The organism is Sphingomonas panni (assembly GCF_022664435.1).
Lineage (GTDB): Bacteria > Pseudomonadota > Alphaproteobacteria > Sphingomonadales > Sphingomonadaceae > Sphingomonas > Sphingomonas panni.
Map to the genome: position 1 here is coordinate 85,814 of NZ_JAKREU010000004.1, position 23,159 is coordinate 108,972.

The window sequence follows — 23,159 nt, forward strand, 5'->3', positions numbered from 1 at the left end:
TCGCGGACGGTACGTCGTTACGGCTACCGGATCGTAACAGGTTCGTGGCAAAGCACTTTCATGCTGTCCCCGCCCGTCGTTACCGCTCCCTCCGTTCGCGTCGTCGACGGCCTCGCCGACTCGCTCGACGCCGTGGCCGCCATGGCGGCGGAAACGCATCGCTTCCTGCGCCGCCAATGGTTCGTGGCGGCGGTGGAGAGCTATGGGGGCGAGGCGCGCACGCTGGTGGTCGACCGTGCCGGCGCGGCGGTCATCGCGCTGCCGCTGATCGCTTTGGGGCCGGCATGGCTGGGCCTGCGGCAGGTGCCGGGTTGTTACTGGCCGTTCCGCAGTGCCCCGGTCGCGGCGGACGCGGATGCCGCCGACTTCGCCGCGCTGCTGGACGGCGCCCGTCGCGCGACTCGCGGTTTCCGGCTGGGGCCGGTCTATGATGGCGATCCGCTGCTCGAAGGCCTGCGGAGTGCCGCCGCGCGCGCGGGCTGGCGGGCGATGCCGCGGTTCATCGCCGACAGCTATCTGCTCGACATGGCGGCATTGCGCGCGGATGGGGCGTGGCCGCGCAATTCGACGCTGCGCAAGAATCGCTTCAACGAAAAGCATCTGGCGACGAACGGGGTGCCCGAATGGTCCTTCGTATCCGGCCGCGACTGGACGCCGGACCTGTTCGACGCGCTGGCGACGATCGAGGACGCAAGCTGGATCACCGAGCGCACCGACGGACGCGATGCCAAGTTCACCGCCGGTGGCCATGGGCGTTTCTGGCGCAGCGCGGCGACCGACCCGGTCATCGCCGACATGTTGTGGGCGGCGCTATTGCACATGGACGGGCAACCGGCGGCATTCTCGTTCGACCTTAACGCCGGCACGCTGAAATATGCGATCGCCAACAGCTACGACGTCCGTTTCGCTAAGCATTCGCCGGGACGGCTGCTCTACTATCGCAACCTCGTCCGCGCGCTGGACGACGGGATGCGCCGGGTCGACTGGGGCGCGGGGGATAGCGGCTACAAGCGGACGATCGGGGCCGATCGCGGTCCGGCGATCCGCGACTGGCTGTTCCTGCCGCCGGGCCTGCCGGCACTGGCCGGGCGGGTGCTGGCACGGCGTTGGGAGAAGAGCGGGCACGCCGCGCAGCCGGAGGGCGATCCGTCGGCGGCGGAGTGACGCGCTCGAACCGCCGCTGCCGACACCGGATCGCCCACCACCTGCATCCTAAGTAGCATTGCGCATGACCGGCGAATCAGGAACATCCGATGCCATGGCGTCGCAGCGGCACGCATGGGCAATATCGTCCTCGTTCCAGCGGCTTACGCCGATGGGAAAGGCGGCGCTGCTGGTCGCCTACGGCCTGCTGATCTATCTGCTTGCCGCACTGATGCTGTGTGCCCGCCAATGGCTCGACGGCGCGGAGCTGATATGGGTGGCCAACCCCATCGCCATCGCCACGCTGATCCGACGGCCCCGCGCACAATGGCCGCCGCTGCTGACCGTCACGGCGGTCGCCCTCATTCTCGCCAATGGGTGGGGCTATGCCACGCCGGCGCTGATGGTCGGCTATGGGCTGGTCGACCTTGTGAGCATCACCGTCGTCGCATCGATGATCCGCCTTGCCCATCCCGATCCGCGCCTGTTGCGCGGCTATGCGACGATCGTCCTGATCGCGCTGGGCGGAGCGGGACTGATCACGGCGCTGTTCGTGCAGTTCCAGTTGCTGATGTTCGGTGCGGTCCAGTCGACCGGGGTGTTGCAATGGTTCGCCGCCAACGCGATGGGGCTGATCATCTTGTTGCCGGCACTGAAGGCGACCAAGCAGGCGCTGGCGGAGGAGATAAGGCTGCTGTCCCCCGCCGTCGTCGCAGGGATCGCACTGACCACCACGCTGGCCGGCGCCATCTTCACGATGAGCAGCTATCCGATCCTGTTCCTGCTCCTGCCCTGTGGCGTATTTTCAGCGTTGCTGTATCGCTTCGTCGGAGCGGCGGCATCGACCGTGGCGGTCAGCATCGTGGCCACCATCTGCACGTTGAACGGCATCGGGCCGATCGCCGACCTGCAGGTTTCGGACACCGTCCGCATCCTGTATCTTCAGCTGTTCGTCGGCACCTTCACGCTGACCGCCTTTCCCGTCGCCGCGTTGGTGTATGAACAATCGCGGGGCCTGAAGGAGATTCGCGACAACGAACGGCATCTGCGGTTGCTGGCCGATCATTCGACCGATCTCATCATCCGCCTCGGCCCCGATGGACTGCGGCGCTATGCGTCTTCCGGTTCGCAGCGGCTACTTGGCTATCCGCCCGAAAAGATGCTGGGCCAAAGCCCGTTCCAGCTGATCCATCCAGACGATCGCGACCGGGTGCGGCGCAGCCTCGCGGCGTTGGTCCCGACCGGGGGCAGCGTCGTCGTGCGATACCGGATGCGGCATAGCGACGGCCGCTATCTCTGGCTGGAAGGGGCGTTCCGGCTGGTCGGCGACGATCCCGCGACGGCCGAGGTGATCGGATCGATCCGCGACATCGCCGACCGGCGCTCGGCGGAGCGCGTCGCGGTCACATCGCTGGACGAGCTGGAAGAGCAGCAGCGGTTGCTGTCGATGGCCGAAAGTGCCGCCGGTATCGGCCACTGGCGGCTGAACCTCGCCGACTGGCGGCTGTTCTGGTCGCCCGAGGTGTTTCGCATTCATGGCTATGACGGGGACAGGGAACCCGGGATCGCCGCCGCGATCCGCTCTTACCATCCCGACGACCGCGCCGCGGTCCGCGACCGGATCAGCATGGCGATCGCCAACGGCGGTACGTTCGAATTCGACGCCCGCATCGTTCGGCCGACGGGCGAAATCCGCTACGTCCGGTCGCGGGGACAGGCGGAAACCGCGCCGGGCGCGGGCATCGTCGGGCTGTTCGGCGTATTCCAGGACGTTACCGAACATGTTGCGGCAATCACCGACCTGCGTGCGGCCCGCGAGGAGGCGGAACGCGCGCTGGCGGCCAAGGCGACCTTCACCGCGACGATCAGCCACGAAATCCGCACACCGCTTACCTCGATCCTGGCGGCGGTACAGCTGCTGCGCGACACGCCGGACCGTGCCGAACGGATGCGGCATCTCGATTCGCTGGAGACTGCCGGGCGCACGCTGTCGGATATCGTCGACGACGTGCTGACCTTCTCGAAACTGGAGGGTGGACATGGCAGTCTGGAGGCGATCGCGTTCGAGCCGCGGGACTTGCTGCGGACGGTCGCGGACCTGTTCGCTGCCGAAGCGTGCAACCACGCGCTGTCGGTTGAAGTGGCAGCGACGCCGGGCCAGGTGATCGGCGATCCGGCGCGGTTGCAGCGGGTGCTGACCAACCTGGTCGGCAATGCGATCAAGTTCACCCGCGCCGGCTCGATCCGGATCGCCGCATCGCATGGCAGCGGTGACCTGTGGCATTTCGAGGTCGCGGATACCGGCGTCGGCATCCGCAGCGACCGGCTGGAGGCGATCTTCGAACCCTTCGTACAGGCCGATGCGTCGACGACGCGCAGCTATGGCGGCACCGGCCTCGGCCTCAGCATCAGCCGGATGCTGGTCGAATCGATGCGCGGCACGATCCAGGTCGCCAGCCGCCCCGGTGCGGGGTCCCGGTTCTGGTTCGACATTCCGCTGCCCCCTGCCAGAACCGGGGTCGGTGTCGGGGCGGCGGGACCGTTCGATACCGCTGCAGCCGTGAAAGCCGGGAATCGGCCAGCGCTGACCGTGCTGGTGGCGGAGGACAATGACGTCAACCGCCACCTGCTGGCGGAAATCGTCCGGCGGCTGGGGCATCGGGTGGTGACGGTCGAACATGGTGCGCGTGCCGTCGAATATGTCACGGCACCTGCCGGCAATCCGGTCGATCTGGTGCTGATGGACGTCCAGATGCCGGTGATGGACGGTATCGCCGCGGCCCGCGCCATCCGGGCATGGGGCGGGGCGGGGGCGGCGGTACCGATCCACGCCATCACCGCCGACCTGTCGGACGACCGGCGGTCCGACATCACCCGGGCCGGAATGAACGGCGTGCTGACCAAGCCGGTCGACATGGCGCAGTTGAGCGCGTTGCTGAACCAGACCGCGGTCGTGCCGAGCCGGCCCGCCCCGGCCACGCGGTCCGCCAACGCCATCGATCCGGTTCGTATCCGGGCGCTGACCGATGCGCTGGGACCGGAACAGCGCGACACCCTGCTGACGCTGCTGATCGACGATGCGCGGCGGGTGCCGGCACGGTTGCGGACACTGTTGGCGCAAGGTCGCAACAATCTCGCCCGGCGAGAGGCCCATGCCTTTCATGGCGCGGCGGCAAGCATGGGTGCGGCGCACCTGATCGCCGCGCTGGCGGAGATCGAACGCATCGCGGACGACGTCACCGTCGATCAGGCGGTGATCGACCGTCTGGATCGTTGTGCGCAGGATGTGATCGATGCAGCCGAAGCCGCGATGCGCAGCGCGGCCTGACCGGGATCAGTTCTCGGCGTCGAATGCCTGCAACGCCAGTACGGCCTGTGTCCGGTTGCTGACGCCCAATTTGCGGAAGATCGCCGAGAGGTGCGATTTGACCGTCGGTTCGGCCAGTTGCAGATCATAGGCGATCTGCTTGTTCTGATGCCCGTTCACGATCGCCCGCAGCACGCGCAGCTGCGCGATCGACAGCGTGCCCATCCGTTCCGCCAGGTCGACGCGACGATCCTCCTGCGCGGCATCGGCGATCCCCTCAGGCATCCAGTCCTGCCCGTCGAGCAGCTTGCGGATCGCGTCGATCATCTGGTCGATGGTCGAGGATTTGGGGATGAAACCCCTGGCCCCCAGCGCGTGCGCCTGTGCGACGACGGCCGGTTCCTCGCGGCCGGACACGATGGCGATCGCGGCGGTCGGGCGGATCGCGCGCAACATCGCCAGCCCGGCGAACCCCTGCACATCGGGTAGCATCAGGTCGAGCAGGACCAGGTCGTAATCGGTCCGGCGGACCAGAGCTTCCGCCTCGGCCAGCGTCGTCACGCAATCCTTGGTGATGCCGGAATCGACTGCCCGTGCCGCCATCCCCAATGCCGTCGCACACATCGGATGGTCGTCTGCGACGAGAATATGAGGCATTCACAATCCCTTGCTGGGGTGCTTGCTGTTTCAGGGCGGCTTCTAACACACTCTTATGTCGTAGCCACTAACAAGGACTTGCCATTGCGAAAGTAATTGAGGCCTACTGGATCGAAACGGGAAGTTCGGCAAAGTCGTCCAGAAGTACCTGACCGATGGAGCGTTCGATCCCGCGGGTAAGGCTTTCCGGCACGGTGACGGAAAACCCCCGACGTACCAGTCCGTCGATCGCCCAGCGTACGCAGTAATCGGCAGCGACCCCGACGACCACCGCCCGTTCGACTCCCTGACGGCGAAGTTCGTCGAAGAACGGGTCGCGTGCCACCGGCGGCGACTTGCCATGCGCATCGCGCAGCACCAACCCGTCCTCGGCCCACATGTCGAACACGCCCTTTTCGAGTGTTCGGCACGTGATGGCGGCCGGCACCGACTGCGGATCGAGCAGGTTGCGCCAGCCGTCTGTTCCCTTGACGCAATGGATCGGGAACAGCGCGGCCTCGGCGCTGCCGGGATAGGTGTCGGCGAAATGCGTGTCGAAGGTGAACACAATGGCGGCCGTATCCGCTGGCGTCCGCCGGGCAAGCCATTCGCTGAGCGGCGTCACGATCGAATCCGCACCGGGCACGGGAAGCGCGCCATCGGGCAGCATGAAATCGGCCTGGGTATCCACGACGAGGATCAGATCACGCATCTTCGGTACACCTCCATGCGCTTTACATATATGTATAGAGGATATATGTAAAGCGAATGGAAGAGGCGGCGTTCCTGCATGGCTACGACCCGGATCGGTATGACCGACCCTCGGTGGCGGTCGATTGCGTCACCTTCGGCATGATGGACGGTCAACTGGTCGTCCTGCTTTCGCGGCGGTATCAGCACCCATTTTTCGGCGACTGGTCCTTGCCCGGCACCTTCGTGCGGATGGACGAATCGCCGGAGGTCGCGGCCGAGCGGGTGCTGCGCGACAAGGCCGGGCTGGTCGGGGTCGCGCCGGAACAGGTCCATTGCTTCGGTGCGGTCGACCGCGATCCCCGGATGCGGATCATCACCATCGCCTATCGCGTCCTGCTCGACCCGGCGGCGATGGTCGCGCTGCGACCGGGTGAGGGGCAGTGCCTTGCGACGATCGCCCCGACGGGCGCCATCCAGCTGGCGGACCAGCCGCTACGGCTGGCGTTCGACCATGCCGCTATCGTGGGACTGACGCTGGAGCGGCTGCGCGCGACGATCGACGATGCCGCCTTCGCCCTGCTTCCCGATCGCTTCACCCTGCGCGAGTTGCAGGAGGTGCATGAGGCGGTATCGGGGCGCCCGCTCAACAAGCCCGGCTTCCGTCGCCGGATGCTGGAGCGCGGCGAACTGCATGGCACGGGGGAATATGAGGCGGGGCGGGCATTCCGTCCGGCTGAACTATATGTGTGCCGTTCGAAAGGCTGATCGATGGTAATGACCGATATCGCGACCCGGGTGTGGAATCATGGCTGGCGCCTGGACCCGGTGGTGCGCAGCCTGCTCGACACCGATTTCTACAAGCTGCTGATGGTGCAGATGATCCGCCACGTCCACCCGGACGTCCGCGCGACCTTCGCCGTCATCAACCGCAGCAAGTCGGTGCGGCTGGCCGAGGTCATCGACGAAGGCGAACTCCGCGCGCAGCTGGACCATGCCCGGACCGTCGCCTTCTCGAAGCAGGAGCTGATCTGGCTGGCGGGTAACAGCTTCTACGGTGTCGACCGCATGTTCGCGCCGGATTTCATCGACTGGCTCAGCCGCTTTCGCCTGCCGCCCTATGAATTGTCGGTCCGCGACGGCCAGTACGAACTGCATTTCGAGGGGCCATGGGCGGAGACGTCGTTATGGGAAATCCCGGCGCTCACCATCCTCAACGAGCTGCGCGCACGGGCGGCGCTGCGCGACCATGGCCGGTTCGCGCTCGACGTGACCTATGCCCGGGCCAAGGCGCGGCTGTGGGACAAGGTCGAGCGACTGGCGGAGCTGCCCGACCTCGTCCTGTCCGACTTCGGTACGCGGCGGCGGCATGGCTTCCTGTGGCAGCGCTGGTGCGTGGAGGCGTTGCAGGAAGGGTTGGGCGACCGGTTCGTCGGCACCTCCAACGTGCTGCTGGCGATGCAGGCCGGCGTCGAGGCGATCGGCACCAACGCCCACGAACTGCCGATGGTGGAGGCGGCGCTGGCCGACGACGATGCCGGCATCGCCGCCGCGCCGTACCGGGTGCTGGAGGAATGGCGGCGGCATTATGGCGGCAACCTGCTGATCGCCTTGCCCGATGCGTTCGGCACCACCGCCTTCCTGCGCAACGCGCCGCACTGGCTGGCCGAGTGGACCGGCTTCCGTCCCGACAGTATGCCGCCGATCGAAGGGGGCGAACAGATCCTGCGCTGGTGGGAGGAACAGGGCGTCGATCCCCGGTCGAAGCTGCTGATCTTCTCCGACGGGATGGATGTCGACAGCATCCTTGCGACCTATCGCCATTTTCACGGCCGGGTGCGGATGAGCTTCGGCTGGGGCACCAACCTCACCAACGACTTCCGCGGCTGCGATCCGCTGGGCGGCGAGGGGCTGGAGCCGATCTCGCTGGTGTGCAAGGTCATCGGCGCCAATGGCCGCCCGGCGGTCAAGCTGTCGGACAATCCGGCCAAGGCGACCGGCGATCCTGCCGATATTGCCCGCTACCTCCGCATCTTCGGCGAAGGCGGCCGGGTCGCCAGCCCGGTCGCGGTATAGCGGGCAAGGGAACGTCCGCCGCGCCGCGCGCATTGGAGGGATGAGGAGAGTGACCATGCCCGATCCCGAGACCCCGACCGACGGCGACGCCAACCTGTCCGTCGATCATCAGCAGGACGGTGATGCCCGCCGTCCCGGCGACACGCTGGACCGCGATCAGCCGCATGACGCGCGCGAGGACTACCCGCCGCGCAAGTCGTCGCTGACCTGAGCCGGATCAGACCCGCACGTAGCGGAAATACCAGACCTCATGCCCCTGCCGCCGGGCCTTGCGTTCGTAGCGGGTTTCGGGCCAGTCGGCGGGGCGGGTGAGGAAGTCGGCCGCTGTCTGTGCCTGCCATACGAAGTCGCGGCGCTGGTCCATGATCATCATCGCCCAGCGGCAATAGGTCGGGTCGTCGGTGCCCAGGCGAAATTCGCCGCCCGGCCGCAGCTTCTTCGCAATCAGGTCCATCGGCCCGTGGTTCATCATCCGTCGCTTGGCATGGCGCGCCTTGGGCCACGGATCGGGGTGGAGCAGATAGACGCGTTCCAGCCCGGCATCGGGGAAGCGTTCGATCACCTCCAGCGCGTCGCCCATGTGCAGCCGGACATTGCCGAGTGCGTCGTCGCGGATGTGGTTCAGCGCGCCGACGACGCCGTTCAGGAACGGTTCGCAACCGACAAAGCCATGATGCGGCCGGGCGCCGGCCTGTCCCGCCAGATGCTCGCCCGCGCCGAAGCCGATTTCCACCTCGACCGGGCGGTCGTCGCCGAACAGGACCTGCGATGTGAGCGGGCCGTCCTCCGGCACCGAGACCTGCGGCAGCAGTTCCTCGACCAGGGCGGCCTGCCCCAGGCGCAGCTTGTGCCCCTGGCGACGACCATAGAGGCGGCGGATGGTAGTGGGATCGTTCATCGCCGCGCTCCTACCCGCCCGGATGACGTGTCGACAAGTCGTGTCGACGGGGAGCTTCCCCGGTCGCCGCGGGTTGGAGCGCGATGGGCAAGAAGAAGCAGGCCAGGCGCGAGGCCAAACGCGGGGCGAAGCAGCTGGTCGATGCCGATATCGATGTCGGCCATGGCGTCGCGGCGGAGCTGCGGCATCATCCGGTCGTGAAGCTCGCCGGGGCGATCAGCGAGGTTGCCGACCAGCCGCCTATGGTCGCGATCAACCTGATCACCATCGCCGCCGGGCTGATCGCGCAGGACCGGCGGCTGACGCGGACCGGCGTCAGGATGCTGGCGGCACACGGGCTGGCCACGCTGGCCAAGGCGGCAATCAAGCATCATGTCGACCGGGCGCGGCCGAACCTGTTCGCCAGCCGGCAGGAGCATCGCCCGACCCCCGGTGACCGGGACGAAGGGCCGCAAAACTCCTTCCCGTCCGGCCATACCGCCGGCGCCGTCGCGGTGGCACGGGCAGTTGCCCGCGAATATCCCGGCGCAGCCGGCCCGGTACAGGCGGCGGCGGCCGGCATCGCCGCGATCCAGGTCCCGCGCGGCACGCACTTCCCGATCGACGTCGCGGCAGGGGCCGTGATCGGCTGGGCAGCGGAGGCGATCGTCGCGCGGGTGTTGCCGGGCGGCAAGTAGCGCTCCCAGCTTCGGCAATTCGTCCTGCTTCGGCGTCGCCCTGGAGCCGGTCCGAACCGATCGATATGGATTATCGTGTCGACATGTCGCGCCGCCGGTCCGCGCATGATCCGCCATAAGATATCGTTTTTTTACAGTATCCTAGGCACATCTGATCGGTCAAAGTTCACAAAGTTCACACTCGCCGCATTTTGCGCGCGAGTGCAGATATCGCCACGACCGGGCGGTTCGCCCTGTCCGACAAACCGCGTCGAGCATGGCAGGATGGCGGCGTGTAGGAAAGCGCACGCCCCGATCACGAACCCTTCATAAAGTCGGAATTGACGTTCACCTGCGTCTTGCGGCCCCAGGTCGTGGTGCTGGACAGCATCGGGCCTTCCAGCGCGGTGGCGACCTGATCGGGGCGCGGCAGGGCCGTCATCGGCGGGAAGGCGGTGGTCTGGCCCATGTCCAGCAACTGGATCGACCATTGTGGCGACGATCCTTCGCTCAGCAGCGGTCCCAGCTCGTCAGGCGCGACCCAGACGCCACGCCCCGAGTCGCTGAATGCCAGCAGATACCGGTCCATCGCCGCGTCCGGGCGATAGACACCGCCGACCGGGGCCGGGCCGGTGTCGCGGCACCAGCGCGGGACCGGTGCGGGGGTGGCCAGCTTCGCACTGGCGCGTGCGGCCGCCGACGACAGCAGCCCCGCAGTCAGTGCCGCCATCGACAGCATCTTTTCGTCGCGGACGACCTGGGCGGTGACCGGGAAAGCGAGCGGCGTCGCGCAGTCGGTGACGGGAGCCGCAGCCGGTGCTGTAGCGGCGGGCGTCCGCGTCCAATCCAGCGCGGCAAGCAGCGTCGGCATCCGCGCGACAAGTGCCGGGCCGTCGAGCGTGGTCGAGCTGTAGCGGGTCTTCACCAGCCAATCGCCCATCGGCAACAATGCCAGCGCAGTCCCGCGATAGGGCGGCTTCGTCACCGTCCATCCGCCGACCAGGCCGCTGGCGTTCGCCTGTCCGGGGGGCGTGAAGGCGGCGGGCATAACCGACGGCGTCACCGTACCGAACATCTCGCTGCGTCCCTCGATCGACGCCCGCGCGCGATCGAACCAGACCGGCACCGCGCCACCGACCTTGCGATAGACGTAGACGGTGATGAGATCGCTGTCGCGGGCGTAGCGGGCGAATACGTCGAGTTCGTCGGTGCCGAACTGTTCGATCGAGGTGCGCGGAATGCCGTCGAGGGTCGCGGGTACGACCAGCTTGCTATGGCGAAATCGATAGGGCTTGCCGGCCGAGGCGCGAAGTTCCGATTTCTGCATCTGTGCGGTCGCCGGCAGCGCCGGAGCCAGCATCGTCGCCAACAGGCCGCCGACGAGCAGCCGCTTCATCCTGTATCGCATCCATCCCCCCAATGGGACGGACATGAAAACGGGAGGTCCGCCCCTTTGGGCGAACCTCCCGCATTTCCTTCACCCTGTCGAGGGCAATCAGGCGGCGAGTGCGGCCTTCAGCTCGTCGACCAGATCGGTCTTTTCCCACGGGAACAGGTCGCCTTCGGGCTTGCGGCCGAAATGGCCATAGGCGGCGGTCGGGCGATAGATCGGCTTGTTGAGGCCGAGATGCGTGCGGATGCCGCGCGGGGTCAGGCCGCCCAGCTTCTCGATGCCGGCAATCGCGGTTTCGATCGCGTCGTCGGCGACGGTGCCGGTGCCATGCGTGTCGACGTAGAGCGACAGCGGCTTGGACACGCCGATCGCATAGGCGAGCTGGATCGTGCAGCGCTTGGCGAGGCCGGCGGCGACGATGTTCTTCGCGAGATAGCGGGTGATGTACGCGGCCGAACGATCGACCTTGGTCGGGTCCTTGCCGCTGAACGCGCCGCCGCCGTGCGGGGCCGCGCCGCCATAGGTGTCGACGATGATCTTGCGGCCGGTCAGGCCGGCGTCGCCATCCGGGCCGCCGATTTCGAAGCTGCCGGTCGGGTTGATGTGATATTCGGTGGCATCCGACAGCAGCTCGGCGGGCAGCACGTCGGCGACGACCGACTTCACATAGTTGTGAAGCTCGGCTTCCTTGTCGCCATTGTCATAGCCGGCTGCGTGCTGGGTCGAGACGACGATCGCGGTCGCGGCGACCGGCTTGCCGTTTTCGAAGCGCAGCGTGACCTGGCTCTTGGCATCGGGTTCGAGGAACGGCGCGGTGCCGGCATGGCGGTCGGCCGCCATCTTCGCGAGGATCTTGTGGCTATAGTCCAGCGTCGCCGGCATCAGGTCCGGCGTTTCGTCGCAGGCGAAGCCGAACATGATGCCCTGATCGCCGGCGCCTTCGTCCTTGTTGCCCGACGCGTCGACGCCCTGCGCGATATGCGCCGACTGCGCGTGCAGGTTGTTTTCGAAGCGGAAGCTTTCCCAGTGGAAGCCCGACTGTTCATAGCCGATCGCCTTCACGGTTTCGCGGACGGTGCGCTCGATTTCTTCCTGGGCGCCGTCGGCCCAGGCACCGTTTTCGAACACGCCCTTGCAGCGGATTTCCCCGGCGAGGACGACGAGCTGGGTCGTGGTCAGCGTTTCGCAGGCGATGCGCGCTTCGGGGTCCTTCGACAGGAACAGGTCGACGATCGAATCGGAAATCTGGTCCGCGACCTTGTCGGGATGGCCTTCGGATACCGATTCCGAGGTGAAGAGATAATTGGAACGCATGGACTTCCTCTGGTTAGAGGGAAAGCGTGCGGCCGTTGCCATGCCGCATATAAAGCTTTCCTTATGTCACTGCCCTAGCGCGCGCGACGGCGGATGGCAATCGCGAGGGCAGACAGCAAAACTATCGCCAGCAGCGCCATCCAGTTGCCGACCCGCGCGAACAGCGTCGGGGCATGGGGGGCGGGCAGCGGGACCTCGATCGCATCGGCGCGGTTCGCCGGGATCGTCGCGACCAGCGCGCCCGTGGCGTCGATCACCGCCGAGATGCCGGTCGGCGTGGCGCGCAGGATCGGTAGTCCTTCCTCGGTCGCGCGGAGCCGTGCCTGGGCGAGGTGCTGCGGCGGACCCCAGGTGCCGAACCATGCGTCGTTCGACGGATTGAACAGGAAGGCGGGGCGATGCGCGCGATCGACGACCTGTCCCGAAAAGATGATCTCGTAGCAGATCTGCATCCCGACCTGTCCGAAGCCGGGCAGGGTGAGCGTCGCCGGACCGGGGCCGGGGGCGAAGTCGATATCGCCCATGACGAGGCGCGAGAGGCCGAGCGGCTGGAGGATCGATCGCATCGGCAGATATTCGCCGCCCGGCACCAGATGCGCCTTGTCGTAGCGGCCGGCGATGCGGGTGTCGGGGGTGAGCGCGAACACCGAATTGCCCGCCCCGACCAGCTGGCCATCGCGCGCGAAGTTCAGCGCGGTGCCGCCGACCAGCGCGACGTCGCGCGGGCCGAGCACGCTGGCGATGCGCGCACGCAGCAGCACGGGCGACTGGCGATACCAGTCGAGGGGATAGCCGTCCTCGAGATAGAAATTGACGGTGCCTTCGGGCCACACCACCAGGCGCGGGGCGGGGCCGGGCGTGCCGGACAGCTCGATCTGCTTGTCGAGCAGGCGTTCGTCATAGCCGGGGCTGCGGACGGCCTCCTGCGGGAAGTTCGGCTGCACGACGCGGACGCGCGGCGCGGTGGCGGCGACGGCCGGCGGCGTTTGCGCAAGGTCGCCGGGCACCAGCATCAGCAGCGCGAGGACGACGATCACGCCCGCGCGGACCTTGAACCGGGGCAGCAGGATCGCCGCGCTGAGCAGCACGGTCAGGCCCGACAGCGCATAGGTACCGGTCAGCGCGGCGACGTGCCGCAGCGGGGTCGGGACCCAGATCACGCCGATCGGGTTCCACGCATAGCCGGTGAAGACCACGGCGCGCGCATATTCGGTCGCGAGCCAGGCGGCGGCGGCGATCGCGACATAGGCGAGGTCGGGGCGATCGCTCCGCCGCCCCAGCTTCCACGCGATCCCGCCGGCCAGCATCGGGTAGATCGCCAGGTACAGCGCCAGCCCGACCACCGCGACATAGCCCAGCGCCGGCGGCATCCGGTCCTGGAAATCGAAGGCGTGCTGGATCCAGTTGTTGCCGATGGTGAAGTGCGCGACGCCGAACAGCCACGACCGCCACAACGCGCCCTTCAGCGTCGGCGCGCGGTGGACGACCCACAGCCACAGCGCCAGCGCGGCGAGCGTGACCGGCCACCAGCCGAGCGGTGCGAAACCAAGGGCCGAGGTCAGGCCGGCGAGCAGGGCGAGGAGAGCGGGCACGGCGCTGCATATCCCCGGTGCGCGAAGCGGGTGCAAGAGGGCGCGTTCGCCCGGCCGCCCGACGCGCCGGGCCGTCTTGCCGCCACCCGCAACCCCTTCTACGGTCGCGCCCCTTCCTGGAGTATTTGCATGACCGAAGCCGCGCCCAAGGGGCTGGCGCTGATCCATATGGGGCTGAACAACCGCAAGACCGGCGTGATGTTCGCCTTCGGTCTGGCGGCGGGGCTGCCCTTCACCCTGTTGCTCGGCACGCTGAACGCGTGGCTGGGCGAGGCGAAGATCAACCTTGCCACCATCGGCCTGCTGTCGTGGATCGGGCTGGTATCGGCGTTCAAGTTCCTGTGGTCGCCGCTGGTCGACCGGCTGCGCCTGCCGCTGCTCGAACGCTTCGGGCGGCGGCGGTCGTGGCTGCTGCTGTGCCAGGCGGGGCTGGTCGCGACCTTCCTGCTGCTCGCCGTCAGCGATCCGGCGAGCGCGATCGGCTGGTTCGCGCTGGTCGCGGTGATCGGGGCCTTTGCCGCCGCGACGCAGGACGTGGTGATCGACGCCTGGCGGATTGATGTCGCCGACGAACGCGCCACGCTGGGCATCCTGTCGTCGAGCTACCAGCTGGGATACCGGCTCGCGGCGCTGATCGGCGGCGCGCTGGCGCTGGTGCTGGCGGCGCGGATCGGGTGGCCGATGGTCTATGCCGCGATGGGCGGGCTGATGGCCGTGCTGTTGCTGGTGACGCTCATCGCGCCCGATACGCCGCGCCCGGCGGTGCAGGACGATGCCGTGGCGGTGGCGGGACCCAGTGCGCGGGACAAGCGCACCGGCCTCATCATCGTCGGATTATGTTGGGGCTGGGCGATCGTCACCATCGGCGCGTTCATGGCGCGGGTGCTGGCTACGGCGGTGGGCGAGACGCCGCCCAGCGTCGGCGATTTCACCCGCCTGACCGGGCCGTGGATCGTCATCGCTACGGTGATGGTCCCGGCACTGGTCGCGGCATGGCTCAACCGTCGCGCGCTGAACGCCGCCTATTTCGGCTGGGAAGCGAAGGACGCCGCGCCCGCGACCGGTGTCGTCGAACATGGCTATCGCGCGCTGATCCTGCCCATGGTCGAGCTGGTCGGGCGGCTGGGCTTCGGCGTGGTGATCGTGCTGGGCCTGATCCTCAGCTATCGGCTGTGCGATTCGATCTGGGGGCCGTTCGCCTATCCCTTCTATCTCGAGGAGCTGAAGTACACGAACGACGAGGTCGCGTTCGCGTCGAAGATATTCGGCGTCGGCATGACGATCCTCGGCGTATCGCTGGGGGGCGTGTCGTTCGCGCTGCTCGGGCGGATGCCGACGCTGTTGATCGGCGCGATCGTCGCGGCGGCCAGCAACCTGCTCTATGCCGATCTGGCCGCAGGAGCGCCGGTGATCGATGCGGTGGCGGGCATGCTCGGCCTGCACGGGTTGGGCGTCGATGCGCGGATGGTGCGGCTGATGATCGCGATCTCGGGCGAGAATATCGCGGGCGGTTTGGCCAGCACGGCATTCGTCGCCTATCTCTCGTCCATCGCCAGCAAGGAATATAGCGCGGTGCAGTACGCCCTGCTGTCGTCGCTGACGCTGCTGGTCGGATCGCTCGGGCGTGCGGGGCTGGGCGAGGCGGTCGAGCAGATGGGCTACGCCCCCGTCTTCCGCTTCACTGCCGCACTGGGGCTGGTCGCGGTGGTGTTCGTGCTGCTCGAATGGGTGCGGTGGAAGCGGGAACTGCGGAAGGAATGATTCACGCGGAGGCGCGAAGTCCAGGAAGAGCGTGGTTCGCGCAGAGACGCGGAGGCGCAGAGAGGTTGTACCTGCCGCGACAGCGGCTCTCGTTCCTGGAGCGCAGGTAGGAGCAGGCCTCGCCGGATCGGTAACACTCGCCGGGTTCGCAACCTCTTTGCGCCTCTGCGTCTCTGCGCGAAAACTACCCCTTCTTCTCTGCGCCTTCGCGCCTCCGCTTGAACCAATTCAGACCGGCACCTCGTCATTCGCCGACAATATGGTGCCCGCCAGATAGAGCGACCCGGCGATCAGCACCGCCTCCGGCTCCGACCGGGCGAGCAGGTCGAGTGCCGCCGCCGGATCGGTCGCGACATCGGCGGTGAGACCTAGGCCCCGCGCCATCTTCGCCAGATCGGCCGGCGCGTGATGCGCATGGCCCGGCACCGGCACCGCGACGACATGGTCGACCGCCTCGGCCAGATGGCGCAGCACCGCGCCGGCATCCTTGTTGGCGAGCATCCCTAGCACCAGCGCGGAGCGTTCGCCCCGGCTGATCCGCGGCCACACCCGCGCCACCTCGATCGCCGCCGATTCATTATGCGCGCCGTCCAGCCACACGCCGTGGCGCGGATCGACCCGCCCGGTCAGCGGCCCGCCGCTGCGCAGCCGCTGCATCCGCGCCGGCCAGCGCGCTGCCCGTGCCCCGGCAACGATCGAGTCGTCGGGCACGGCCACCGCCGACTGGTGCCGCAGCATTGCGGTCGCGAGCGCCAGATTGTCGCGCTGGTGCAGTCCGGCCAGTGCCGGGTCGGGCAGGGCGACGCTGCCCCGCGCATCGCGATACTGGCCATTGATGGCGTCCCACGTCACGCCGCGCGCGACGATCGATCCGCCCGCCGCCGCGACCGTATCCGCCACCCGCGCCGCGATATCGTCGGGATAGGCGAGGGTGACGACCGGCACGCCGGGCTTGGCGATGCCCGCCTTTTCGCCCGCAATGCCGATCAGCGACGACCCAAGAAACGCCTCATGATCGATACCCAGAGCCGCGATGCCGCATATGGCGGGCGCGGGCAGCACGTTGGTCGCATCCAGTCGCCCGCCCAACCCCACCTCGATCACGCACGCATCGGCCGGAGTCCGTGCGAACGCCAGGAAGGCGGCGGCGGTGGTGATCTCGAAGAAGCTGGCGCCGATCCCCTCGGCCACGTCCAGCACTTCGCCCAGCAGGGCGGCGAGCGCGGCATCGTCGATAAGCGTGCCGGCCAGCCGGATGCGTTCGTTGAACCGCACCAGATGCGGGCTGGCATAGACATGGACGCGCTGGCCCGCCGCCTCCAGCGCCGCGCGCAGATAGGCGCAGGTCGATCCCTTGCCGTTGGTGCCGGCGACGTGGAACACCGGCGGCAGGCGCAGATGCGGATCGCCCAGCCGCGCCAGCAGCCGGGTAATACGGTCGAGGCCGAGAATATCGGCACCGGGCGATAGCGTGACCAGTCGGTCGAGCTGCGCCTGTACGGCGGGATCGGTCGAGACAGCGAAATCGGGCAAACCAAATCCTCCCCGGCACGGGGAGGGGGACCATGCGCAGCATGGTGGAGGGGGGCATCCACCTCCACCACCGTTGCGTTGCGGGGGCGGTCCCCCTCCACCACCGCTTCGCGGCGGTCCCCCTCCCCGCGGGCGGGGAGGAGCTTAAGCGTCAGGCCGCTTCCTTGCGCCCCAGAAACTCGATCAGCTGCGCCAGTTCGCCCGGCAGGTCGCGCCGGTGCGTCACGCGGTCGATCAGGCCGTGGTCGCGATAATATTCCGACGTCTGGAAATCGTCGGGCAGCTTTTCGCGGATCGTGCTTTCGATCACGCGCCGTCCGGTGAAGGCCAGCGTCGCCTTCGGCTCGGCGATCTGGACGTCGCCCAGCATCGCATAGGCCGCCATGACCCCACCCGAGGTCGGATCGGTCAGCACCACCAGATAGGGCAGGCCAGCATCGTGCAGCATCTCGATCGCGACCGTCGTGCGCGGCATCTGCATCAGGCTGAGGATACCCTCCTGCATCCGGGCGCCGCCACTGGCGGTGAAGACGATATAGGGCACGCCGCGCGCGATCGCCGCCTCGACGCCGGCGATGAACGCCTCGCCCACATACTGGCCCATCGACCCGCCCATGAACGCGAAATTCTGGACCCCGATGACGCAGCCCTTGCCCTGGATCTTGCCATAGGCGTTGCGATACGCGTCCTGCTCGCCGGTGTCGGTCCGCGCGGTCTTCAGCCGGTCGACATAGCGCTTGCTGTCGCGGAATTTCAGCGGGTCTTCGGCGACCTTCGGGTTCGGCAGAATTTCGACGCTGCCGGCATCGAACAGCTGCTCGAAGCGCTCCTTCGGCCCGATGCGGCCATGATGGTCGCATTTCGGGCAGACGTGCAGATTCTCTTCCCATTCCTTGGAGAAGATCATCTGCCCGCATCCCTTGCACTTGTGCCAGAGATGGTCGGGCGTTTCCTTGCGCGCGACGAAGGGGAGGGCGTTACGGACGCGGTTGAGCCAGCTCATGCGGGTTCCCTGCTCGCGGCGGCGACGGCCGTGGCGAGGCTTTCGATATAGGTGCGGACGGGTTCGGCGGCATTGGCGCCATGTGTAGCGACGATCTCGACGATCGCCGATCCGACGACGACGCCGTCCGCCACGCGGGCGATATTGGCGGCCTGTTCGGGGGTGCGCACGCCGAATCCGACTGCGATCGGCAGATCGGTTGCGGCCTTCAGCCGGGCGACCGCCTCGTCGATCGATGCCTGCACCGCCTGCTGCTTGCCGGTGATCCCCGCGACCGAGACATAATAGAGGAAGCCGCCGGCCCCTTCGAGCACCTGCGGCAGGCGTGCCGCATCGGTGGTCGGCGTGGCGAGGCGGATCGGCGCGATGCCGTGCGCGCGCAGCGTCGTGCCGAGGCTGTCGTCTTCCTCGGGTGGAATATCGACGCAGATCACGCCGTCGACGCCGGCTGCGACGCAGCCTTGCGCGAACCACTCCGCCCCGCGCCGCACCATCGGGTTGGCATAGCCCATCAGCACCAAAGGCACGTCGGGGTGGCGTTCGCGGAAAGCCGTCGCGATGCGCAGCACGTCGGCGGTGCGCGTACCGGCGTTCAGGCTGCGGATATTGGCGGCCTGGATCGCGGGACCGTCCGCCATCGGATCGGTGAACGGCATGCCCAGCTCGATCACGTCCGCCCCGCCCGCGACCAGCGCGTCGAGGATGGCGGGCGTGGCATCGGGCGTCGGATCGCCGGCGGTGACGAAGCACACCAGCGCCGGGCGGCCCTTCGCAAAGGCAGCGGCGAGGCGGTTCAAAGCCCTCTCCCCTTCAGGGGAGAGGGTTGGGAGAGGGGATGAGTCACGATACTTTCCAACAAGCGCAACACGCCTTCCAAATTATGCATCACGTCAGCATTGGTGAACCGCACTACCCGATAGCCGTGCTCGGTCAAATAGGCGGTGCGTTCGGCGTCATACTCGACGGTATCGCCGTGCAAGTGCCCGTCGACTTCGACCACCAGCTTCGGCGCGTTGCTCGCAAAGTCGGCGATAAACGGCCCGATCACCTTCTGGCGGCGGAATTTGACGCCGGCGAACCGTTCCGCCCTGAGCGCAAACCACAGCTTCTGCTCGGCCGGGGTAGGAGCCTTGCGCGCTGCCTTGGCGCGTTCCGTCAAACGAGCGTCGCGCACTGCCCCTCTCCCAACCCTCTCCCAACCCTCTCCCCTGAAGGGGAGAGGGCTTTCCGGCTTTAGATATCGACCCCCAGCGCCGACGCCACGGTAAAAATATCCTTGTCGCCGCGCCCGCACAGGTTCGCGAGGATGATCTGATCCGACTGCATGGTCTTAGCCCGCCGCGCCACCGCCGCGATCGCGTGCGCCGGTTCCAGCGCGGGGATGATCCCCTCGGTCCGGCACAGCAGCTGGAACGCGTCCAGCGCCTCCCTGTCAGTCGCGCTGTCATATTCGACGCGACCGATATCGCGCAGCCAGGCATGTTCCGGCCCGATGCCGGGATAGTCGAGGCCCGCCGAGATCGAATGCCCCTCGGCGATCTGCCCGTCCTCGTCCTGCAGCAGGTAGGTCTTGTTGCCGTGCAGGATGCCGGGGAAGCCACCCGCCAGCGACGCGGCATGGTCCTTGTCCAGCCCGTGGCCGGCCGCCTCGACGCCCAGCATCGCGACATCGGCATCGTCGAGGAACGGATGGAACAGCCCGATCGCGTTCGATCCGCCACCGATCGCCGCGACCAGCAGGTCGGGCAGACGGCCGGTCCGCTCCAGCATCTGCGCGCGCGCCTCGCGGCCGATGATGCTTTGGAAATCGCGCACCAGTTCAGGATAGGGATGCGGACCGGCGGCGGTGCCGATGATGTAGAAGGTGTCGTGGACATTCGCGACCCAGTCGCGCAGGCCCTCGTTCATCGCGTCGGACAGCGTCGCCGCCCCGCTCGTCACCGGGCGGACTTCCGCGCCCAGCAGCTTCATGCGGAACACGTTCGGCTGCTGCCGCTCGACGTCCTTGGCACCCATATAGATAACGCAGGGCAGGCCGAAGCGCGCGCAGACCGCTGCCGTCGCCACGCCATGCTGGCCCGCGCCCGTCTCGGCGATGATCCGGGTCTTGCCCATGCGGATCGCCAGCAGAATCTGGCCGATGCAGTTGTTGATCTTGTGCGCGCCGGTATGGTTCAGCTCGTCGCGCTTGAACCAGACCTGCGCGCCCATGCCCGGCTCGGCCCCGCTACGCAGGGTCTCCGACAGCCGTTCGGCATGATAGAGCGGGCTGGGACGACCGACATAATGGGTCATCAGATCGTCGAACTGCGCGGCGAAGGCCGGATCGGCCTTTGCCGCCTTATATTCGCGGTCGAGGTCGAGGATCAGCGGCATCAGCGTTTCCGCGACATAGCGGCCGCCGAAATCGCCGAAATGCCCACGCTCGTCAGGCTGGGCGCGATAGCTATTGGGGGCGTTCATGGTGCGCTCGTTACGCCGCACGCGCGCCCATGTCGAGCGATCAGGCGTCGCGGACGGCTGTACAAAAGGTCAGGATGCGGCCCGCATCCTTGACGCCCGGCGCGTTCTCGACGCCCGACGACACATCGACCAGCGGCGCGCGCGTGACCCGGATCGCCTCCGCGACATTGCCCGTATCCAGCCCGCCCGATAGCGCCCAGGGGAGGGGATGGCGAAATCCGTCGAGCAGCCCCCAGTCGAAGCGCAACCCCATGCCGCCGGGCAGCGCCGCGCCCGGCGGGGTCTTGGCATCGTACAACACCCGGTCCGCCGCTCCGCTCAGCGCCCGCGCACCGTCGAGGTCGGCGCGCGTCTTGACCGCCACCGCGCCCCAGGTCTCGCGCCTCGTCCGCGCGCGGATCGCGGCGATGCGATCGGGCGCGGTCTTGTGCAACTGCACCACGTCCAGCCGCGCCGCCGCCATCGCCGCGTCGAGCAGCGCATCGTCGGGGTCGACGAACACCCCGACCTTGGCCACGCGGCCCGGCACCGCCTGCGCCAGTCCCGCCGCCACGTCGAACCCGACATGGCGGGGGGAGGGCGGGAAGAACACGAAGCCGACATGGCTCGCCCCCGCACCCAGCGCGGCGGACAGGGTATCGGGCGTCGACAGGCCGCAGATCTTGATGAGCGTCATGGCGCGGGGATGTAGAGGGTTGTGGGGGGAAAGAGAACCGGACTCCGGCCATAGTCGTCATTCCCGCGCAGGCGGGAATCCATACACACTACCGTCAACGCATGATCCGCAACACCGGCGTTTATGGACTCCCGCCTGCGCGGGAGTGACGAAGCGAGGCTCAACTCCGCCGGATCAACGCCCGCGCCAGCCGCCGGTCCTCCAGCGAATAATAGAGCCAGATCGCCCCATCCACGACGACCACCGACGCGGCGAAGGCGATGTCCGTCGCGCTGCGGTCATCGACCGGCGGCGGGGTCACCAATGGCTGGATGCCGCGCGCGACGACGCGGGTATAGTCGGCATCGAATGCCACCCACCCGATCCGCCAGCGCGCATCGCGCGTCGCGCCATTATAGAACATCACCGGCCGCGCCGGATCGTCGGTCAGCAGCGGCCCCGTCGACAAATGCCAGTCGTCCCAGCTGTTCGCGCGGGGCGTGAACGGCGTCGGCTGTTCGTCCCACGGCCCGGCGACATCGGCTCCGACCGCCAGCCCGATCCGCGACGCCTCGTCGGCGGCATATTCGTAGAATAGCCGCCAGCCGCCATCGGGGGTGCGGTCGACCGTCGCCTCCTTCGTATTCCCCTCCGACTTGGACGATGCCAGCGCCACCCCGCTCTTGGTCAGCGCATCCAGCGTCGGCCCGGCGGCATAGGACAATTCGCCGTGGGAATGGTCCGACAGCACGCCCGAATAATAGACGACATAGCCTTTATCGGTCCGCACCACCGTCGGGTCCTCGACACCGCCTGCGTCGTGATCGCCCGGTCCCGGCACGATCGACGGTTGGCCGAGCATCGTGAAATGCCGCCCGTCATCGCTCCACCCGGCCCAGATCACCCCGGTATCGGTCAGTTCCTGCCCCGGCGGCACGACCGCGCGGACCATCATCGCATAGCGTCCGTCCGGCTCGCGCCAGACATAGGGGCTCATCAGGTCGCGCGCCATCAGCGCCGGCGGCCCTTCGATCGTGACGTCCTCGATCGCCTTCACGTTGAAGTCGAGCGCCATCGGGCTGTCGACCACGGCGTCCTTGCGATGCGGGTCGGCGACCGGCGAATCGGACGAGATCATGCGCCCAGCGCCTGCATCAGCGACAGCCCGCCATCGATCACGATCCGCGCCCCGGTGATATAGCGCGCCTTGTCCGACGCGAGGAACACGGCGAGGTCGGCGACCTCGCTCGCCTCACCCGCACGCCCCAGCGGGATGTTGCGTTCCAGCGTCGCGCGATAGGCGGCGTCCGCGCTCGCCTTCGCATTCATCGGCGTCAGGATCATGCCCGGTTCGATCGCATTCACCCGGATGCGGCGCGGCGCTTCCTCGATCGCCAGCGTCTCGACCAGGTTCGACAATCCGCCCTTGGCCGCGCAATAGTCCGCTCCGCCCGCGCGCACGGCAAAGGCATGGATCGACGATATCTGCAGGATCGTCGCATCGGCCGGTTCGGTGCCGCGCCCACTGAGGAACCGGCGCGACGTCAGGAACGCACCGGTCAGGTCGGTGTCGATCAACCGCCGCCACTGGTCCAGCGACATGTCGCGCACGCTGACCCCCGACATGTTCATGCCGGCGGAATTGACCAATACGGACGCCGGGCCCCAGGCCTGCTCGATCGCGGCAAAGGCGGCATCGACAGATCCTTCGTCCGCCACGTCGACGTGCAGCGTCATCGCCTCGCCGCCGGCCTGTCGCACCGCGTCTGCGCCCGATTTCGCGCCCTTGTCGTCGGAATGATAGCCGATCGCGACCCGGTCGCCCAACGCCCCGAACGCCGCGACACAGGCTGCGCCGATGCCCGAATCTCCCCCGGTTACAAAGATGGTTCGCCGGTCCATGATTCCTCCAATGCTGCTCGGTCGGGCAACGTCGGGCGGGCAGGTTGGTTCAGGGGCGGAACGGCTTTCCTACAAAGAGACGAACGGGCAGGGTGGGTGAGGATCGTCGCGGCTGTGCGGCAGGCTCTTTGACATGG

21 protein-coding genes are annotated in these 23,159 nt (G+C 67.7%); 7 read left to right on the forward strand and 14 right to left on the reverse strand.

Annotation, left to right across the window (positions count from 1 at the left end; translation table 11 throughout):
- Positions 1-60: 60 nt before the first annotated feature.
- Together MF609_RS09575 and MF609_RS09580 are read left to right on the forward strand one after the other, a co-directional pair.
- Positions 61-1,164 carry a GNAT family N-acetyltransferase gene (locus MF609_RS09575; RefSeq protein ID WP_242416092.1) on the forward strand — a complete coding sequence of 368 codons (1,104 nt, stop codon included), beginning with the start codon at positions 61-63 and terminating at the stop codon, positions 1,162-1,164.
- 64 nt (positions 1,165-1,228) lie between these two features.
- Positions 1,229-4,471, forward strand: a complete 3,243-nt coding sequence (locus tag MF609_RS09580) for an ATP-binding protein (RefSeq protein ID WP_242416093.1) — start codon at positions 1,229-1,231, stop codon at positions 4,469-4,471.
- 6 nt (positions 4,472-4,477) lie between these two features.
- Here the strand turns inward: MF609_RS09580 and MF609_RS09585 are convergent, their stop codons facing one another.
- Together MF609_RS09585 and MF609_RS09590 are read right to left on the reverse strand one after the other, a co-directional pair.
- Positions 4,478-5,107: a response regulator transcription factor gene (locus MF609_RS09585; RefSeq protein ID WP_242416094.1), complete on the reverse strand. Its 630-nt coding sequence runs from the start codon at positions 5,105-5,107 to the stop codon at positions 4,478-4,480.
- Positions 5,108-5,210: 103 nt separating this feature from the next.
- Entirely contained in the window at positions 5,211-5,798 is a 588-nt protein-coding gene (locus MF609_RS09590; RefSeq protein ID WP_242416095.1) for an isochorismatase family protein, read from the reverse strand.
- Positions 5,799-5,854: 56 nt separating this feature from the next.
- Here MF609_RS09590 and MF609_RS09595 point away from each other — a divergent pair, with 56 nt between their 5' ends.
- From MF609_RS09595 to MF609_RS09605, 3 genes are read left to right on the forward strand one after another with little or no spacing between them, the layout of a single operon-like run.
- Positions 5,855-6,544 carry an NUDIX hydrolase gene (locus MF609_RS09595; protein ID WP_242416096.1) on the forward strand — a complete coding sequence of 230 codons (690 nt, stop codon included), beginning with the start codon at positions 5,855-5,857 and terminating at the stop codon, positions 6,542-6,544.
- Between the two features lie 3 nt (positions 6,545-6,547).
- Positions 6,548-7,852 (forward strand): nicotinate phosphoribosyltransferase, encoded by a 1,305-nt coding sequence (gene pncB, locus MF609_RS09600; RefSeq protein ID WP_242416097.1) that lies wholly within the window; start codon positions 6,548-6,550, stop codon positions 7,850-7,852.
- A gap of 55 nt (positions 7,853-7,907) precedes the next feature.
- Positions 7,908-8,063, forward strand: coding sequence for a hypothetical protein (locus tag MF609_RS09605; protein WP_242416098.1), 156 nt, complete (start codon positions 7,908-7,910; stop codon positions 8,061-8,063).
- A gap of 6 nt (positions 8,064-8,069) precedes the next feature.
- Here the strand turns inward: MF609_RS09605 and trmB are convergent, their stop codons facing one another.
- Positions 8,070-8,750, reverse strand: coding sequence for a tRNA (guanine(46)-N(7))-methyltransferase TrmB (gene trmB / locus MF609_RS09610; RefSeq protein ID WP_242416099.1), 681 nt, complete (start codon positions 8,748-8,750; stop codon positions 8,070-8,072).
- Between the two features lie 83 nt (positions 8,751-8,833).
- On the opposite strand from trmB, the gene MF609_RS09615 reads away from it, so the two are divergent.
- Positions 8,834-9,427: a phosphatase PAP2 family protein gene (locus MF609_RS09615; RefSeq protein WP_242416100.1), complete on the forward strand. Its 594-nt coding sequence runs from the start codon at positions 8,834-8,836 to the stop codon at positions 9,425-9,427.
- Positions 9,428-9,722: 295 nt separating this feature from the next.
- Here the strand turns inward: MF609_RS09615 and MF609_RS09620 are convergent, their stop codons facing one another.
- From MF609_RS09620 to lnt, 3 genes are all read right to left on the reverse strand, one after another.
- Complete coding sequence (locus MF609_RS09620; RefSeq protein ID WP_242416101.1) at positions 9,723-10,802, reverse strand: hypothetical protein; 1,080 nt, start codon at positions 10,800-10,802, stop codon at positions 9,723-9,725.
- A gap of 99 nt (positions 10,803-10,901) precedes the next feature.
- Positions 10,902-12,113: a methionine adenosyltransferase gene (gene metK / locus MF609_RS09625; protein WP_242416102.1), complete on the reverse strand. Its 1,212-nt coding sequence runs from the start codon at positions 12,111-12,113 to the stop codon at positions 10,902-10,904.
- Between the two features lie 74 nt (positions 12,114-12,187).
- Positions 12,188-13,705, reverse strand: a complete 1,518-nt coding sequence (gene lnt, locus MF609_RS09630; RefSeq protein ID WP_242416103.1) for an apolipoprotein N-acyltransferase — start codon at positions 13,703-13,705, stop codon at positions 12,188-12,190.
- 129 nt (positions 13,706-13,834) lie between these two features.
- Between lnt and MF609_RS09635 the strand changes: the two genes are divergently transcribed.
- The gene (locus tag MF609_RS09635; protein WP_242416104.1) at positions 13,835-15,466 is read left to right on the forward strand and encodes an AmpG family muropeptide MFS transporter; all 1,632 of its coding nucleotides are present in this window, start codon (positions 13,835-13,837) and stop codon (positions 15,464-15,466) included.
- A gap of 228 nt (positions 15,467-15,694) precedes the next feature.
- Here the strand turns inward: MF609_RS09635 and MF609_RS09640 are convergent, their stop codons facing one another.
- The 8 genes from MF609_RS09640 to MF609_RS09675 all read right to left on the reverse strand — a co-directional run bounded on the left by MF609_RS09640 (position 15,695) and on the right by MF609_RS09675 (position 23,022).
- Positions 15,695-16,999, reverse strand: coding sequence for a bifunctional folylpolyglutamate synthase/dihydrofolate synthase (locus MF609_RS09640; RefSeq protein ID WP_242416105.1), 1,305 nt, complete (start codon positions 16,997-16,999; stop codon positions 15,695-15,697).
- 151 nt (positions 17,000-17,150) lie between these two features.
- The gene (gene accD / locus MF609_RS09645; protein WP_242416106.1) at positions 17,151-18,002 is read right to left on the reverse strand and encodes an acetyl-CoA carboxylase, carboxyltransferase subunit beta; all 852 of its coding nucleotides are present in this window, start codon (positions 18,000-18,002) and stop codon (positions 17,151-17,153) included.
- Positions 17,999-18,799 carry a tryptophan synthase subunit alpha gene (gene trpA / locus MF609_RS09650; RefSeq protein WP_242416107.1) on the reverse strand — a complete coding sequence of 267 codons (801 nt, stop codon included), beginning with the start codon at positions 18,797-18,799 and terminating at the stop codon, positions 17,999-18,001. Before trpA ends, accD begins: the two co-directional genes overlap by 4 nt.
- Entirely contained in the window at positions 18,796-19,176 is a 381-nt protein-coding gene (locus MF609_RS09655; protein WP_242416108.1) for an endonuclease domain-containing protein, read from the reverse strand. The genes trpA and MF609_RS09655 overlap by 4 nt, the downstream gene beginning before the upstream one ends.
- 59 nt (positions 19,177-19,235) lie before the next feature.
- Complete coding sequence (gene trpB / locus MF609_RS09660) at positions 19,236-20,465, reverse strand: tryptophan synthase subunit beta (RefSeq protein WP_242416109.1); 1,230 nt, start codon at positions 20,463-20,465, stop codon at positions 19,236-19,238.
- Positions 20,466-20,505: 40 nt separating this feature from the next.
- Positions 20,506-21,141: a phosphoribosylanthranilate isomerase gene (locus tag MF609_RS09665; protein ID WP_242416110.1), complete on the reverse strand. Its 636-nt coding sequence runs from the start codon at positions 21,139-21,141 to the stop codon at positions 20,506-20,508.
- A gap of 160 nt (positions 21,142-21,301) precedes the next feature.
- Complete coding sequence (locus MF609_RS09670) at positions 21,302-22,258, reverse strand: glycoside hydrolase family 130 protein (protein ID WP_242416111.1); 957 nt, start codon at positions 22,256-22,258, stop codon at positions 21,302-21,304.
- A complete protein-coding gene (locus MF609_RS09675) occupies positions 22,255-23,022 on the reverse strand; it encodes an SDR family NAD(P)-dependent oxidoreductase (protein ID WP_242416112.1) in 768 nt (255 codons plus the stop codon). Before MF609_RS09675 ends, MF609_RS09670 begins: the two co-directional genes overlap by 4 nt.
- Positions 23,023-23,159: the final 137 nt, after the last annotated feature.